Here is a 15,779-nt window from a genome sequence, read left to right on the forward strand (position 1 = left end):
ACAACAAAAAAATGAGTAATGACCAGACCATTGATTGTCATGGTCTGCTTTGCAATGGTTCCAGGGATCCCGCTCACCATGCTCGTTGGGAGCCTCCGCACGATGACCATCCCTGCACCAGCCACGACCACGACCGGGGAGGCACTGGCGGCGAAGACACCGGAAACGGTGGGCCGCTCACCCGGGCAGCTGATGTGGCTGCGCTTCCGACGCGACCGGACCGGCATCGTCTCTGCCGTGGTGGTGATTTTCTTCTTCCTGGTCGCGCTCCTCGCACCGGTCATCTCCTGGCTGTACGGCAAGGACCCCTACACCCTGTACGGCCAGGACATGCCGGGCCTGCTGAACGACTACGGCTACCCGATCCTGCCCAACGGCGGCATGAGCTCGGAGTTCTGGTTCGGCATCGAGCCCGGCCTCGGCCGTGACGTGTTCACCCAGCTCGTCTACGGGATCAGGACCTCACTGTCGATCGCGGTCACCGCGACGATCATCGCGACGGCGATCGGCATCGTGATGGGCATCGTCGCCGGGTACGCCGGGGGCAAGACCGACTACTTCATCGGCCGCCTCATCGACATCGTCCTGTCGTTCCCCTCGGTGCTCTTCATCATCGCGTTCATGCCGGTCGTGGAGAACCTGTTCGTCAAGCCGGACGAGGAGACGCCCCTCTGGCTGAGAGCCGTCACCCTCGTGATCGCGCTGACGATCTTCCAGTGGGCCGGTCTCGCGCGGCTGCTGCGCGGCCAGGTGCTCTCCCTGCGCGAGCGGGAGTTCGTCGAGGCCGCGAAGGTCACCGGGGCCTCTCCCGCCAGGATCGTCTTCAAGGAACTGCTGCCGAACCTCTGGACCCCGATCCTGATCCAGTCGACGCTGCTGCTCCCCGCGCTGGTGACGGCCGAGGCGGCGCTGTCCTTCCTGGGTGTCGGCATGATCGAGCCCACCCCCGACTGGGGCCGCATGTTCCGGCGCGGCACCGAGATCTACCAGAACGACATCACCTACCTGATATTCCCCGGTGTCGCCCTCCTGATCTTCGTGATCGCGTTCAACCTCCTGGGTGACTCGGTCCGCGACGCCTTCGACCCCAAGCTCAAGCGCTAGATCGGAAATAGGAGAAAGATGAGAGTCCGTACGCGGTCAGCGATGGCCGTACTCGCCATAGGCGCGCTCGCCCTCACCAGCGCCTGCGCCCAGGGCAACCAGGGCGCCCCCGCGGCCCCCAGCGGCGCGGCGTCCAGCGCACCCGGCGGCGCGGCGGCCCCCGCGGCGACCTACAAGCCGCCGACGATCACCGTCGGAACGGCCGACGACTCCAAGGGCCCGGCCATCGAGCCCGAGGGCGTCGTCAAGGGCGGCACCGTCACGATGATCGACCGTGACGACATCGGCCACCTCGACCCGGCCCAGGTCTACGTCAACACGATGTCGAACTTCGGCCTGCTCATCGGCCGTACCCTGACCGGCTACAAGCGCGTCGGCCCCGGCGACTACAAGCTGGTCGGCGACCTGGCCACCGACTCCGGCACCTCCTCCGAGGGCGGCAAGACCTGGACCTTCACCCTCAAGGACGGCGTGAAGTGGGAGGACGGCACCCCGATCACGTCCGAGGACGTGAAGTGGAGCATGGAGCGGACGTTCGCCCCGTTCGTCACCCAGGGCCCGACCTACATCCAGCAGTGGCTGACCGAGGTCGACCACAAGAAGGCCTACCAGGGCCCGTACGACGGCAAGCGCCTTGACAGCATCGAGACGCCGGACGACAAGACGATCGTCTACAAGTTCAAGACCCCGCACGCCGACGCCAACTACGCCTTCGCCATGGGCGGCTACGGCATCGTGCCCAAGGAGAAGGACACCAAGGAGCAGTACGACAAGAAGCCCGTCTCCAGCGGCCCGTACATCATCAAGAGCCACGTCGTCGACAAGTCGATGGAGCTGGAGCGCAACCCGAACTGGGACCCGGCCACCGACCCGATCCGCGGCGCCTACCCCGACGCCTGGCGTCTGGAGTTCGGCCAGGAGAACCTGCAGATCACCGACCGCCTGATCGCGGACACCGGCCCCGACCAGACCGCGTTCACCTTCTACGCGACCGTCCCGCCGGAGCGTCTGCAGCAGGTCCTCGGCGACGCCAGCCTGGCCCCCCGCCTGATGAAGAGCCCCTCGCCGTACGGCAACTACTACTACTTCAACCTCGACCGGGTGAAGGACCCCAAGATCCGCCAGGCCATCAACCACGTGTGGCCGTCCAAGCAGATCCAGCAGGTCTACGGCGGCCCGGCCGCGGCGGCGCTGCCCACCACGATCCTGAACGAGAACACCACGGTCGGCTACGAGTCCTACGACCTGTTCGGCAAGGAGACCAAGCCCGAGGGTGACGTCGAGAAGGCCAAGCAGCTGCTCGCCGAGTCGACCAACCCGACGCCGACCATCGTCTACGCCTACAACCAGACGCCCGTTCAGGAGCAGATCACCGTTGTGATCAAGAACGCCCTGGAGAAGATCGGCGTCAAGGTCGTGGTCAAGCCCCTGGACCGTAAGACCTACTACGACTCCATCGGCAAGGTGAAGAACGAGTTCGACCTGTACTGGGGTGGCTGGGGCGCCGACTGGCCGTCCGGCACGACGGTCCTGCCCGTCATCTTCGGTCCGATCGCCGACGGTGCGCCGAACTACTCGCACCTGAAGGACGAGGCGCTCACCAAGGAGATGGAAGAAATCACCGCGATGACCGACATCGACGCCCAGAACGACGCGTGGATGGCGCTGGACAAGAAGATCCAGGAGACGATCACCCCGCTGGTCGTCGCCGAGAACCGGATCGCCAACACCCTCCACGGCTCCAAGGTCGGTGGCGCCGAGATCGACCCGCAGTCGTGGGTCGTCTCGCCCAACAGCATCTTCGTGAAGCCGTAACGGCTCACGAAACCGTAGGAGAACCGGCGGCCGTGGCCCGGCGGGGATGAACATCCCCCCGGGCCACGGCCAGGGGCCTCCCCGGCCCCAGCGGTCCCAGTCACCTCGGGAAAACAGGCAATGCTTCCATTCATCACCCGCCGCACGCTCGGCGCCATGGTCACACTCGTGATCATCTCCGCGGTCACGTTCTTCCTCTTCTTCGCCGTGCCCGCCGACCCGGCGAGACTCGCCTGCGGCAAGGTCTGCCCGCCGGAGTTGCTGGAGCAGGCGCGGCACAACCTGGGACTGGATCAGCCCCTGTTCGCCCAGTTCGTGGCCTGGCTGGCCGGAATCTTCGTCGGCCGCGACTACGGGGGCCTGGGCTACTGTCCCGCCCCCTGCCTCGGCTTCTCCTTCGTCAACCGCGCGCCGGTGTTCGAGACGATCGTGGACCGGCTCCCGCTGACCATCTCGCTCACCATCGGGGCCGCGGTCGTCTTCCTCACCTTCGGCGTGGCGACCGGCATCATCGCGGCGCTCCGGCAGGGCAAGCCACTGGACAAGATCGCCAGCGTGTCGTCCCTCATCGGCGCCTCCGTGCAGATCTACTTCATCGGCACCCTCGCGCTGTACTTCCTCGTCTACCAGAACCAGATCTTCTGGCGTCCCAAGTACGTGGAGTTCACCCAGGACCCCGTCGGCTGGGCCACCGGCCTGCTCCTGCCGTGGCTGGTGCTGGCGATCATCTTCACCGCCAACTACACCCGCATGACCCGCTCGACGATGGTGGAACAGCTCAGCGAGGACTACGTCCGCACCGCTCGGGCCAAGGGCATGTCCGGCCGCAGCGTCGTGATGCGCTTCGCGATGCGCGGCACGCTGACGCCCATCATCACGATCTTCGGCGTGGACCTCGGCGCGCTGATCGGCGGCGCGATCATCACCGAGCAGACCTTCGGCCTCCAGGGGCTCGGCCAGCTGTCGGTCAAGGCGGTCACCAACTCCGACCTGCCCATGCTGATGGCGACGGTGCTCGTCGCGGCCGCCGCGATCGTCGTCTTCAACATCATCGTCGACATCGCGTACGCCTTCATCGACCCCCGCGTGCGGCTGAGCTAGGAGCCTTGAAAGTGTCAACTCCGTTCCTCTCGGTCCGTGACCTGACCGTCGACTTCCACACCGAGGACGGCGTCGTCCACGCGGTGGACGGGCTCTCCTTCGACGTGGAGAAGGGCACCACGCTGGGCATCGTCGGCGAGTCCGGGTCCGGCAAGTCGGTGACCAACCTGACCGTGCTCGGCCTGCACAACCCGGAGACCACCAAGATCGGCGGAGAGATCCGGCTGGACGGCGAGGAGCTGATCGGCGCCTCCCGGTCCACCATGGAGAAGCTGCGCGGCAACAAGGTCGCGATGATCTTCCAGGACCCGCTGACCTCGCTCTCCCCGTACCACACCATCGGCAAGCAGATCTCCGAGGTCTACCGCAAGCACACCGGCGCGAGCCGTGCCGAGGCCAGGAGCCGCGCGATCGAGATGCTGACCCGGGTCGGCATCCCCCAGCCGAAGACCAGGGTGGACGACTATCCCCACCAGTTCTCCGGCGGCATGCGCCAGCGCGCGATGATCGCGATGGCACTGGTGTGCGACCCGGACCTGCTCATCGCCGACGAGCCCACCACCGCCCTGGACGTGACCGTGCAGGCCCAGATCCTGGACCTGCTCAAGGAGCTCCAGGACCAGACGGGGGCCTCGATCATCCTGATCACCCACGACCTCGGCGTGGTCGCCAACACCGCGCACGACGTACTGGTGATGTACGCCGGGCGGGCGGTGGAGCGCGGGACCGTCAAGGAGGTCCTCCACGAGCCCCGCCACCCCTACACCTGGGGCCTGCTCGCCTCCATGCCCCGCCTGAACGCCTCGGTGGACGTGCCGCTCCGGCCGGTCCGCGGCACCCCGCCGAGCCTGATCAACGTCCCGTCCGGCTGCCCCTTCCACCCCCGGTGCGACTTCATGGAGCTGGCCGGTCCCGGGCTGTGCCGTTCCGAGCGGCCCGAACTGTCCCCGCACCGCGGCCACGGCGACGCGTGCTACCTGACCCTCGCCCAGAAGAGGGAGATCAAGAAATGAGCGAGACAACCGGCGAACCCCGCGGCGAGGCGCTGCTGGAGCTGTCCGGGCTGAAGAAGCACTTCCCGGTGATGGGCGGTGTCATCTTCAAACGCCAGGTCGGCAGGGTCCACGCGGTGGACGGCATCGACCTGACGGTGCACGCCGGGGAGACGCTCGGCCTGGTCGGCGAGTCCGGCTGCGGCAAGTCCACCGCCGGGCGGCTGGCGTCCCGGCTGCTGGAGCCCACGGCGGGCAGCATCAGGTACGCCGGGCGGGAGATCGGCCACGCCAAGCGCAGGGAGCTGAAGCCGATCCGGGCCGAGATCCAGATGATCTTCCAGGACCCGTACTCGTCGCTGAACCCCCGGCACACGGTCGGCACCATCGTCGGCGGCCCGATGGAGATCAACGGCATCAACCCCCCGGGCGGCAGGGACAACCGGGTCCGGGAGCTCCTGGAGATCGTCGGGCTCAACCCCGAGCACTTCAACCGCTTCCCGCACGAGTTCTCCGGCGGCCAGCGGCAGCGCATCGGGGTGGCCCGCGCGCTCTCCCTCAACCCCAAGCTGATCATCGCGGACGAGCCCGTCTCCGCCCTCGACGTCTCCATCCAGGCTCAGGTCGTCAACCTGCTCCAGCGGCTCCAGCGGGACATGGGCATCGCGTTCCTGTTCATCGCGCACGACCTGGCGATCGTGCGGCACTTCTCCCAGCGGGTCGCGGTCATGTATCTCGGCAAGATCGTCGAGGTCGCCGACCGCGCCTCCCTGTACGAGCGCCCCCGGCACCCCTACACCCACGCGCTGCTGTCGGCGGTGCCGGAGGTACTGGGGGACGAGGAGCCGCGCGAGCGCATCCGCCTGGCCGGGGACGTGCCCTCCCCGATCAACCCGCCGTCCGGCTGCCGCTTCCGCACCCGCTGCTGGAAGGCCCAGGACAGGTGCGCGACCGAGGAGCCCCCGCTGGTCAGGCTGGAGGGCAACCGGGAGGGTCACCTGACCGCCTGCCACTTCCCCGAGCAGCCGACCGTGCACGGCCAGGACGTGGTGCTGGACCCGGCGCTGCAGTCCTGAGGGACTCCTAGCGGCGTCTTCGCCGGTCCCCGCGACCGGCCCGGCCCGTCTCCTCGCGGCTTCCCGGAAACATCGGAGGGCGGGACCCATGTGGGTCCCGCCCTCCGACGGTGGAAGCCTCCGACGCCGCAGGGGAACGCCGTTGGGAGGAGCCCGGTCCCTTCCTGGGGGCCTGGGCTCCTGTGAGCGGCTCCTGTGGGCCGGGGCTCCTGTGGCCTGGGCGGGGCTCAGTGGCCGCCGAGACGGTGGCCTGTCGGCTCCGCGGACGTGGCCAGGGCGCGCAGGCCGTCGACCGCGCGGGCCGGGTCCTCGGCTCCGTAGACGGCGTTGCCCGCCACGAAGACGTCGGCGCCCGCCTCCGCGCAGCGCTCGATCGTCGTGTCGGAGACACCGCCGTCCACCTGGAGCCATACCTGCCCGCCGTGCCGGTCGACGAGCTCGCGGGCCCTGCGGACCTTGGGCAGCACGATGTCGAGGAATTTCTGCCCGCCGAAACCGGGATCGACGGTCATCAGCAGCAGCATGTCGAGCTCGCCGAGCAGGTCCTCGTACGGCTCGACGGGGGTGGCCGGGTTCAGTGCAAGGCCCGCGCGGGCGCCCGCCCGGCGGATCTGGCGCAGCGTGCGCACCGGGGCCTTGGCCGCCTCCACGTGGATGGTGACGCTCCCGGCGCCGGCCTCGGCGTAGGAGGGGGCCCAGCGGTCCGGGTCCTCGATCATGAGGTGGCAGTCGAGCGGCGTCGAGGTCGCCTTGAGGAGGGACTCGACGACCGGCAGACCGAGGGTGAGGTTGGGCACGAAGTGGTTGTCCATGACGTCCACGTGCAGCCAGTCGGCGTTGGGCACCGCCGCGGCCGCCTCGGCGAGGCGGGCGAAGTCGGCGGACAGGATGCTGGGCGAGATCTGTACGGCCATGATTGGCCGATTCTAGCGGCGGGGGCCCGCCGCTCGTCCTCCCCCTCGGGGCTCCCCTTCGGGGCTCCCCTGGAGCGGGGCCGGGCCTCCACGGGACACCCGGTCTGTGGGCGAGCACCTGGCTACGGCCGCACGACCCGGGGTCATCGGGGGACGGCGGGCGGCGCGGGCGGCGGTTCGTCCTGGCCGCCGGTCTCGCCGGGAGGCGGGACGACGTCGTCCGGCCTGGTCACCTCGGCCTTGAAGACGCGCAGGGAGCGGCCCACCGACCTGGCGGCGTCGGGCAGCCTCGCGGAACCGAACAGCAGGACGAACACCGCCACGATGATGAGCAGTTCGGGCAGTCCAAGGTCGGCCATGGGACGACCTCCTTCCGATGGGACGTCCCCGCCCCGGGACCCGGAACCAGCCGGGGTTCGAGGGCGGGGGTTCGAGGGCGCGGGTCAGATGTTGACCCGGACCCGGTACCTCTCCAGCCAGGCGTTGAACTGGAGAAGCCCCTCCAGCGACGCCCGGCTTCCCGTGGGCCCGCCGTCCGCCTCCGGCCGGTCGAGCACGGCCCGTACCTTGTCCGGGTCGATCAGCGGCGCGGCGGCGACGTCCCCGCCGTCGAGCAGCCGGACCACCTCGGCGCGGACGGCCTCCTCGTAGGAGGGGTCCTGTGTCGACGGGTAGGGGCTCTTGCGGCGCCCGAGGACCGAGGGGGGCAGGAGGTCCGCGGCGGCGGCGCGCAGCAGGCTCTTCTCCCGCCCGTCGAAGGTCTTCATCGCCCAGGGGGCGTTGAAGACGTACTCCACCAGCCGGTGGTCGCAGAACGGCACCCGGACCTCCAGCCCGTGGGCCATGCTCATCCGGTCCTTGCGGTCCAGCAGGATCTGCACGAACCGGGTGAGGTGCAGGTAGGAGATCTCCCGCATGCGCCGTTCCAGGCCCTCCTCGCCCGGCAGCCGGGGCACCTCGTCGAGTGCCTGCCGGTAGCTGTCCGCGCGGTAGCCGGGGATGTCCAGCTTGCGCGCGATGTCGTCGTCGAGGAGCGCCCCCACCCCGGCGAACCGTCCGAACCCGGGGGCCACCAGCCACGGGAAGGTGTCCGCGGAGACCGCCTCGGGATCGAAGAACCACCGGTAGCCGCCGAAGACCTCGTCGGCGGACTCGCCGGACAGCGCCACCGTGGAGTGGCCCCGGATGGCGCGGAACAGCAGGTAGAGGGAGGTGTCCATGTCCCCGATGCCGATCGGCAGGTCACGCGCCCTCAGCACCCCGGCGCGCACCGCCGGCTCCATGAGATCGGCGGAGTCCAGGACGATGTCGGTGTGGTCGGCGCCGATGTGCCGCACGACGTCGTGCACGTACGGCGTGTCGGGGGTGTCGCGCATCTCGTCGGGTGTGAAGTTCTCGCTGTATCCGGTGAAGTCGACGGAGAACGACCGGACCTTCCCGGCGCCGAGCCCCTCCAGCCCTCGGGCGGCCAGCGCCGTGATGGTGCTGGAGTCGAGGCCGCCGGAGAGCAGGGTGCACAGCGGCACGTCGGAGATGAGCTGGCGGGTGACGATGTCGTCCAGCAGCTCGCGTACGGTCCCGACGGTGGTGGTGAGGTCGTCGGTGTGCTCGTGGGACTCCAGGCGCCAGTAGGGGCGGCGGCACAGGAACTCACGGGTCACCCGGACGGTGTGGCCGGGGCGCACCTCGTACATGCCCTGGTAGACCGCTCTTTCCGGGGTCTTGACGAAGGCGATCAGCTCGCGCAGGCCGTCCGCGTCGACCGTGGGCGGCCCGATCAGGGGGTTGGCGAGGATCGCCTTGGGTTCGGAGCCGAACAGCACGCCGTTCGGGAGCGGGTGGTAGTACAGCGGCTTGATGCCCATCCGGTCCCGGACGAGCAGCAGCTCCTCGCGGCGGGTGTCCCAGATCGCGAAGGCGAACATGCCGTTCAGCCGTTCGGCGAAGCCCTCGCCCCATTCGAGGTAGGCCCGCAGGAGGACCTCGGTGTCGCTCTGGGTTCGGAAGCGGTGGCCGCGGGCGGTCAGTTCCGCGCGCAGCTCGACGAAGTTGTAGATCTCGCCGCTGTAGGTGAGGACGGCGATCGGTTGCCCGTCCTCGTCCGCGATCATCGGCTGGCGTCCGCCCTCGATGTCGATGACGGCGAGGCGCCGGTGACCTATCGCGGCGTGCGGGGCGAGCCACACCCCCTCGTCGTCGGGCCCGCGGCAGGCCATGGTGTCGGTCATGGCCTGTGCGACGGCCTGTTCCTGCCGGAGATCGCGCTCGAAGTCCACCCATCCGCAGATTCCGCACATTTCGACAACTCCGCATCCTGTTCGGAGGCAGTTACATTCAATCGAACAGCGCGCGGTGTCCATATATGCCCAGGCCATACCCTCTGACCTGCGGAGATAGCCTCGGTCGCCTCCCTCTGAGGGGAGGGAGGCGCTCGTTCAGCGGCGGCGCAGCAGGGCCAGGAACATGGCGTCGGTGCCGTGCCGGTGCGGCCAGAACCGCGCGTACGGCCCCTCGCCCAGCCCCTCGACCTCGGGCAGGTGCTCGCGGGCGTCCAGCGCCTCGACGTCGTCGCGGCGGCGCAGCACGTCGCCGACCACGGCGACGGTCTCGGCCAGGTGCGGCGAGCAGGTCACGTACGCGACGACGCCACCGGCGCGGACCGCGTCGATCGCCGAGTCGAGCAGGGCGCGCTGGATCCCGCCCAGCTCGGGAAGGCTCCGGGGATCGCGGCGCCAGCGGGCCTCCGGGCGGCGGCGCAGCGCGCCCAGGCCGGTGCAGGGGGCGTCGAGCATGACCCGGTCGAAGACCCCGGGCCGCCAGGCGGGCGCGGTGCCGTCCGCGGTGATCACCGCGGCCTGCCGGGTCGTCCGCCACACCAGCCGCGCCCGGTGGTACTGCAACTCGGCGGCGAGCAGGTGAGCCCCGCCGGGGAAGGCCACCGGACCCGCGCCGGGCCCGGAGACCGTACCGGTGGTCTGGGCCGTTCCGGTGGCCAGAACGGGCCCTTCGGCGCCGACGCCGCCCAGGCCCGCCTCGTCGCCACGGGTCGCGATGGCGTCGAGCAGGCCCGCCTTGCCGCCGGGCCCCGCGCACAGGTCGAGCCAGCGGGAGTCGGGGCCCTCCACCGGGACCCGCGTCAGGGCCAGCGCGACGAGCTGGCTCGCCTCGTCCTGGACGGCCGCGCGCGACTCGGCCACGGCGAGGACCGCGCCGGGGTCGCCCTCGGGCAGGTAGGCCGCGTACGGGGAGTATCTGGCGGGTTCCGCGCCCGCGTCGAGGAGCTCCTTGACCGACGAGCGGCCGGGGCGGGCGACCAGGGTCACCCTGGGACGCTCGTTGTCGGCCGCGAGCAGGGCGGCCGTCTCCTCGAAGTCGCCGCCCACCGCGTCGCGCAGGGCGTCGACGATCCACCTCGGGTGGCTGTGGGCCACCGCCAGGTGACCCACCGGATCGTCGGCCGGGTCGGGCGCCACGATCGGGATCCACTGCTCCAGGGAGCGGGTGGAGACCTTGCGCAGCACGGCGTTGGCGTACTTCGACGCGCCGACGCCCACCCGCAGCCGTACCAGGTCGACCGTGGTGCCGACGGCGGCGTGCGGGGGGACCCGCGTCTTGAGCAGCTGGTGCACGCCCAGGCGGACGGCGTCCAGCAGCGGCGGGTCGACGTCCTCCGGCGCCCGGTCGCTGCAGGCCGCGATGATCTCGTCGTAGGTGCCGAGGCCGCGCAGGGTGCCGTAGGCCAGCTCGGTGGCCAGGCCCGCGTCGCGCCCGGAGAGGCGGCGTTCGCGCAGCAGCGTGGGCATCAGCAGGTTGGCGTAGGCGTCCCGCTCGTCGACCGCGCGCATCAGGTCGTACGCGGCGTTGCGCGCCTCGTCGCGGACCGGCTTGGGCGGGCGTCCGCCCCTGCCCCTGCCTCCGGCGCCGCGGGAGCGGCCCGCCGAGCCGTGATCCCCGCCGCGCGGGACGTTACGGCCGTTACCACTGCTCATGATCTTCAGGCCAGCCGATCCTCGTCGGTGGGCCGCACGCCGCGGGCCCACTCCCCCGCGCCCATCAGGCGCTTGCCCTGCGGCTGCACCTCGCCCAGCTCGACCGGGTAGGTGGCGGTGCCGACCAGGACGGAGTTCTTGGACGCCGCGATCTGGCCGGGGGCCAGCCCGGAGGCGTCCGGAGCCGGTCGCACGGGCCCCAGCTTGATCCGCTGGCCGCGGAACCCGGTCCACGCGCCCGGGGCCGGGGTGCAGGCACGGATCAGGCGGTCGACCCGCATCGCGGGCGCGGACCAGTCGACCCTGGCGTCGTCGACGCCGATCTTCGGGGCGAGGCTCACCCCCTCCGCGGGCTGCGGCACGGCCTCCAGCTTGCCGTCCTCGATCCCGTCGAGGGTGGCCGCCAGCAGCCCCGCACCGGACTCGGCGAGCCGGGCGAGCAACTCCCCGCTGGTGTCGGCGGGGCGGATCTCCTCGGTGACCACGCCGTAGACCGGGCCGGCGTCCAGCTCCTTGACGATCCGGAAGGTGGCCGCGCCGGTGATCGCGTCACCGTGGAGCACGGCGTGCTGCACCGGCGCCGCGCCACGCCAGGCCGGCAGCAGCGAGAAGTGCAGGTTGACCCAGCCGTACCGGGGGATGTCGAGGGTGGCCTGCGGCAGGAGCGCGCCGTAGGCGACCACCGGGCAGCAGTCGGGGGCGAGCTCCCCGAGCCGGGCGAGGAACCCCGGGTCACCCGCCTTGGGCGGCCTGAGCACCTCGATGCCCGCCTCCTCGGCGAGCTCGGCGACGGGGCTCGGATGGACCTTGCGGCCCCTGCCCGACTGGGCGTCCGGGCGCGTGACGACGGCGACGACGTCGTGGCGAGGCGAGTCGATCAGGGCCCGCAGCGAGGGCAGGGCGGTGTCCGGGGTTCCGGCGAAGACCAGGCGCAAGGTTCCTACAGAGCCTTCCCTTGGGTGGCGTGCGGGGAGAACTTGAACGCGGGGGCCGACAGTCCGTTCCAGTCGGCCTCGCGGATCGCCTTCATGGCGAGTTTGCGCTGCTGGAGGTCCATCCGGTCGATGAACAGCACGCCGTCCAGGTGGTCGGTCTCGTGCTGGAAGCAGCGGGCCATCAGGTCGGTGCCCTCCAGGGTGACCGGCTCGCCGTGCATGGTGAAACCGGTCGCCACGGCCCGTATCGACCGGGGCGTGGGGAAGGACAGGCCGGGGAACGACAGGCAGCCCTCCTCCCCCTCCTCGTCCTTGTCCTCCGACAGGTCGAGGTTGGGGTTGATCAGGTGCCCGAGCTGGTCGTCCACGTAGTAGGTGAAGACCCGCAGGCCGACCCCGATCTGCGGTGCCGCCAGCCCGGCCCCCGGCGCGTCCATCATCGTGTCGGTGAGATCCTTGACGAGCTTGCGCAGCTCCTTGTCGAAGTCCTTGACCGGCTCGGCGGGAGTGCGCAGCACCGGGTCGCCGAAAAGGCGGATCGGCTGAATGGCCAACAGGGATCTCCTCACGCTTCAGGGGATTGCCCCAGTCTAAGGGCGACGGCCGCCTCCCCCGGGCCTTCTCCCGGCCCCCGGCGCGGGGACCGGACGGGAGGGCCACCGCCGGGAGCGGGCGGGTCGTCATCGGAGGGCGGGCCGTTACCGGGGGCGGGCGGACCTGGCCACGGTGGAACCCGGGCCACCGCCCGGACCGGGAGGGAGACCCGGGGTCAGCGGGAGCGGGCCTTCATGGCGGCCTTGCGCGCGGACTTGGCCACCGCCGCGTCACCGTGGCGGGAGCCCAGCAGGTCCAGGACGGCGAAGGTGTCGGGGTGGTCCACCAGGGCCATCTCCTCGATCACGCGGACGAGGTCCTCGCCGGGTTCGAGGGCGTCGAACTCGCAGATCGCCTCGGAGGCGTCGCCGCGCTCGAGCAGCGAGGCGAGCGAGTCGACCGCGAGCCAGGTGTTGTCGGCGGGTGTGAGGGCGGGCGCGGGCAGGTCGCGGATGTGCAGCCAGGAGGCGGCGTAGCGCCACATGGCGGGCTCGGAGAGCGCCTCCCTCAGCGGGGCCTCGGCCTCGGGGCCGAGCTCCTCCAGGATCGTGCCCACGGCGCCACGGCGGCCGGCCGTACCCGAGGCGGCGACCTTGACCAGCTCGCGGGCGGCGGACTCGGGGTGGCGGGACTCCAGCCACACGGTGACGGCGCTGGGCGCGGCGGCCCCCTTCATGATCGCCTCGACCAGCTCGGCCGCGCCCAGGTCGGTGAAGACGGCGACCTCGGCGCCCGTCGGCGCGTCGTGGCCCTCCCGCATCAGGTCCTGGCGGACGGCCCACATGCCGAGCGGGGTGAGCCTGGGCCGGCCCGCCTCCGAGGTCTCGACCAGCCCGCAGTAGCCCAGGAGCGACAGGGCCGACTCCAGCTGGGCGGGAAGCGCGCCGGCCAGCACCCGTATCTCCGCCTGGCGGGCCCCGCAGGCCACCTGGTGCGACTGCAGGATGCCCTTCGCCAGGGTCGCGGTGGACAGCCCCTCGCGCACGGCGTACAGCGTGGCGAGCATCTCGGCCAGGTGGTCGTCGATCACCGGGGAGCCGGTCAGGTCGTCGTCGGCGCGGTCGAGGACGTCCATCACCACGCCGTCCCAGAATCCCAGCAGCGCCCGGGGCGGCAGGTCGGGAGAGAGCGTGAGCGGGCCGGGCGTCACGCTGCCCCGGGAGATGCGGAGCATGCCGGTGTTGACCGCGACCACCCAGAGCAGGTGCAGCCGCGCCGGACCCGGCAGGCCGAGCTCGGCACAGGGCGCGAACGGGTCGGGCAGCAGGCCCTCGGGGGTCACCTGGCGGGCGCCGGTCCAGGCGGCCAGGCGCTGGGCGTCGATCACCAGCGGCACCCGCGACACCCTCGCGGCCAGCTCCGCGTCGTCGGCGAGATCGACGGGAGGGAAACTCAGCGCGTCGCCACGCGGGGGGCAGCCGCGGCCCGTGGCGGTGACGGACTCCTCCAGAACGGCCGCCCGCAGCTCGCGGGGCGCCGTTCCCAGCTCATCGACCAGCCTGCGCAGTTCGCCGATGTCGAAGACGTTCCCACTCTTCCCGCTCTTTGCCACCCGTGAAACTTACTGCACTCACGCCTCACGCATACACGGCTCAGCCGATGGCGCGAGAACGTGCCTTGAAGGCCGCCTTGCGGGCCGCCTTGGCCGCTCCGTGATCTCTGAGGGAGCGTCCGAGCAGCTCAAGGACGTCGACGACCTCCGGATGGTCGACCCGCCACATCTCCTCGATCACGTGTGGCGGGGGGCCGGAGGCGGACATGTTCTCGGCGAACGTCTCCGGATCCTCCTCGGCGGCGGGCATGGCGAGGGCGAGCATGTCCACGCTCATCCAGAGCACCTCCGCCTGGGTGAGCACGGGGGCCGCCAGGCCCCGCGAGCTCAGCCAGTGGATGGCGTGCGGGCGCAGCTCGGGCTCCTCCAGGAAGGCGCGCACCGCCTCCTCGGCGTCGGGACCGAGGCGGTCGACGATCGTCACCGCGACGCCCCTGGCGACCGAGGGCGCGCCGGAGACGGAGCCGAGCAGCTCGGTGACCGCCTGCTCCGGTGTCCTGTTCTCCAGCCAGCCCCCGATGTCGGCCTCGGCCATCTCGGCGGGCATTCCGGAAAGCAGCCCCTCGATGAGCTCGGGCGCGTCGGCGGTGGTCAGGTCGGCCGCCTCGGGCGCCTCGATGCCCAGGTCGGTGTAGAGCTCGTGCAGCCCCCACAGGGCCAGCGGGGTGAGCTCCAGCAGCTCGTCGCCCGGCTCGGCCATCCCGCAGTAGGCGAGCCGCCTGACGGCCTCGGGGACGTCGATCTCGCCGTCCTCGACCAGGCCGATCTCCTCCAGGTACTCCCTGACGAGGGGGATCGGCACGGGCGCCTGGAGGCGGTAGAGCATGTCGCACAGGCCGTAGAGCTCCTCGTCGAGGGAGACGTCGCCCGTCACGGCGCCGCCGGTCTCCTTCTCGACGACGAACTCGACCGTCGCGGCCCAGATGTCGAGCGGGTCGAAGTCCTCGCCGTCGAAGATGGCGGTGCCCTCGACCTCCACCAGGCCGGTGTGGACCGCGAGCTCCCACAGCAGGCCGGGGTCGGCCACCGAGAGCTGGGCGGTCGCCTCGGCGGCGTCGCGGACCCTGAGCCGGCCCTTGAGGGTCGGGGTACGGCCCCCGGCGAGCATCCACTGGACGAGCCTGCGCGCGTCGGTCACCAGCGGCACCCGCAGGGCGCTCTGGGCGAGCGTCTCGCGGGGCGCCAGGCGCACGGGCGGGAGGGGGGAGCAACCGGGGCAGTCGCAGTGCTCGACGGCGGGTTCCTCCTGCACCGCCGAGACGGAGAGGATCGCGCTCCCGGCGTCCTGCTCCAGCGAGTCGGCGCCCATCGCGCTGAAGAGGCTCTTGGCCATGCCGAACCGGGAGGTGTCGGCGAGGGCGATGGGCATCTCGGGCTCGATGCGATCGATGACGCTTCTCATCCGGACGGCCATCTTGCCGCCGATCTCCTCGGTGGCGAGCAGGAAGTCGACCAGGGTACGGGCGGCGGCGACGGTCTCGGGGGCACTCTCCGGGGGGGCGATGACCTTGCGCGGATAGATGTTGAGCAGCAGCTCCTCGAAGGCGACGGGGGTGAAGTCACCCAGCTCGTTCACGTCCAGATAGTCACTCGCGTAGTCGCAGAGCAGCCGCACCTCGTCCACGTCAACGTCCAGGCCGTGCGCACGCCCCCACGCGCGCAGGTCGTCTACGGCCCGATTCACCCATTCGATCGACACAGGGGAAA

13 protein-coding genes are annotated in these 15,779 nt (G+C 70.9%); 5 read left to right on the plus strand and 8 right to left on the minus strand.

Going from position 1 to position 15,779, the window contains the following annotated elements:
- The first annotated feature begins 102 nt into the window (after window positions 1–102).
- The 5 genes from ABD817_RS07320 to ABD817_RS07340 all read left to right on the plus strand — a co-directional run bounded on the left by ABD817_RS07320 (window position 103) and on the right by ABD817_RS07340 (window position 6,088).
- The gene (locus tag ABD817_RS07320; RefSeq protein ID WP_344916310.1) at window positions 103–1,104 is read left to right on the plus strand and encodes an ABC transporter permease; all 1,002 of its coding nucleotides are present in this window, start codon (window positions 103–105) and stop codon (window positions 1,102–1,104) included.
- Window positions 1,105–1,122: 18 nt separating this feature from the next.
- Entirely contained in the window at window positions 1,123–2,919 is a 1,797-nt protein-coding gene (locus ABD817_RS07325) for an ABC transporter substrate-binding protein (RefSeq protein WP_344916312.1), read from the plus strand.
- 120 nt (window positions 2,920–3,039) lie between these two features.
- Window positions 3,040–4,020: an ABC transporter permease gene (locus tag ABD817_RS07330; RefSeq protein ID WP_344916314.1), complete on the plus strand. Its 981-nt coding sequence runs from the start codon at window positions 3,040–3,042 to the stop codon at window positions 4,018–4,020.
- Between the two features lie 11 nt (window positions 4,021–4,031).
- Complete coding sequence (locus ABD817_RS07335) at window positions 4,032–5,033, plus strand: ABC transporter ATP-binding protein (protein ID WP_344916316.1); 1,002 nt, start codon at window positions 4,032–4,034, stop codon at window positions 5,031–5,033.
- Window positions 5,030–6,088, plus strand: coding sequence for an ABC transporter ATP-binding protein (locus ABD817_RS07340; RefSeq protein ID WP_344916319.1), 1,059 nt, complete (start codon window positions 5,030–5,032; stop codon window positions 6,086–6,088). The genes ABD817_RS07335 and ABD817_RS07340 overlap by 4 nt, the downstream gene beginning before the upstream one ends.
- A gap of 227 nt (window positions 6,089–6,315) precedes the next feature.
- Here ABD817_RS07340 and rpe read toward each other — a convergent pair whose 3' ends face one another.
- The 8 genes from rpe to ABD817_RS07380 all read right to left on the minus strand — a co-directional run bounded on the left by rpe (window position 6,316) and on the right by ABD817_RS07380 (window position 15,771).
- Window positions 6,316–7,002, minus strand: a complete 687-nt coding sequence (rpe, locus tag ABD817_RS07345; RefSeq protein ID WP_344916321.1) for a ribulose-phosphate 3-epimerase — start codon at window positions 7,000–7,002, stop codon at window positions 6,316–6,318.
- A gap of 143 nt (window positions 7,003–7,145) precedes the next feature.
- Window positions 7,146–7,361: a twin-arginine translocase TatA/TatE family subunit gene (locus ABD817_RS07350; protein ID WP_344916323.1), complete on the minus strand. Its 216-nt coding sequence runs from the start codon at window positions 7,359–7,361 to the stop codon at window positions 7,146–7,148.
- A gap of 84 nt (window positions 7,362–7,445) precedes the next feature.
- Window positions 7,446–9,299 (minus strand): asparagine synthase (glutamine-hydrolyzing), encoded by a 1,854-nt coding sequence (gene asnB, locus ABD817_RS07355; RefSeq protein WP_344916325.1) that lies wholly within the window; start codon window positions 9,297–9,299, stop codon window positions 7,446–7,448.
- Window positions 9,300–9,437: 138 nt separating this feature from the next.
- A complete protein-coding gene (locus ABD817_RS07360; protein ID WP_344916327.1) occupies window positions 9,438–10,991 on the minus strand; it encodes an RsmB/NOP family class I SAM-dependent RNA methyltransferase in 1,554 nt (517 codons plus the stop codon).
- A gap of 5 nt (window positions 10,992–10,996) precedes the next feature.
- Window positions 10,997–11,926, minus strand: a complete 930-nt coding sequence (fmt, locus tag ABD817_RS07365) for a methionyl-tRNA formyltransferase (protein WP_344916329.1) — start codon at window positions 11,924–11,926, stop codon at window positions 10,997–10,999.
- 5 nt (window positions 11,927–11,931) lie between these two features.
- A complete protein-coding gene (gene def, locus ABD817_RS07370; protein ID WP_344916331.1) occupies window positions 11,932–12,480 on the minus strand; it encodes a peptide deformylase in 549 nt (182 codons plus the stop codon).
- A 215-nt stretch (window positions 12,481–12,695) separates the two neighbouring features.
- Window positions 12,696–14,072 carry a hypothetical protein gene (locus tag ABD817_RS07375; RefSeq protein WP_344916334.1) on the minus strand — a complete coding sequence of 459 codons (1,377 nt, stop codon included), beginning with the start codon at window positions 14,070–14,072 and terminating at the stop codon, window positions 12,696–12,698.
- A gap of 40 nt (window positions 14,073–14,112) precedes the next feature.
- Window positions 14,113–15,771, minus strand: a complete 1,659-nt coding sequence (locus ABD817_RS07380; RefSeq protein ID WP_344916335.1) for a hypothetical protein — start codon at window positions 15,769–15,771, stop codon at window positions 14,113–14,115.
- Window positions 15,772–15,779 lie beyond the last annotated feature (8 nt).

Source organism: Streptosporangium oxazolinicum, from assembly GCF_039537505.1.
GTDB lineage: Bacteria > Actinomycetota > Actinomycetes > Streptosporangiales > Streptosporangiaceae > Streptosporangium > Streptosporangium oxazolinicum.

Bases quoted from the DNA above. Each gene is read 5' to 3' on its own strand.
- ABD817_RS07320 (WP_344916310.1), top strand. From the start codon at position 103: ATGACCATCCCTGCACCAGCCACGACCACGACCGGGGAGGCACTGGCG.
- ABD817_RS07325 (WP_344916312.1), top strand. From the start codon at position 1,123: ATGAGAGTCCGTACGCGGTCAGCGATGGCCGTACTCGCCATAGGCGCG.
- ABD817_RS07330 (WP_344916314.1), top strand. From the start codon at position 3,040: ATGCTTCCATTCATCACCCGCCGCACGCTCGGCGCCATGGTCACACTC.
- ABD817_RS07340 (WP_344916319.1), top strand. From the start codon at position 5,030: ATGAGCGAGACAACCGGCGAACCCCGCGGCGAGGCGCTGCTGGAGCTG.
- rpe (WP_344916321.1), bottom strand. From the start codon at position 7,002: ATGGCCGTACAGATCTCGCCCAGCATCCTGTCCGCCGACTTCGCCCGC.
- ABD817_RS07350 (WP_344916323.1), bottom strand. From the start codon at position 7,361: ATGGCCGACCTTGGACTGCCCGAACTGCTCATCATCGTGGCGGTGTTC.
- asnB (WP_344916325.1), bottom strand. From the start codon at position 9,299: ATGTGCGGAATCTGCGGATGGGTGGACTTCGAGCGCGATCTCCGGCAG.
- ABD817_RS07360 (WP_344916327.1), bottom strand. From the start codon at position 10,991: ATGAGCAGTGGTAACGGCCGTAACGTCCCGCGCGGCGGGGATCACGGC.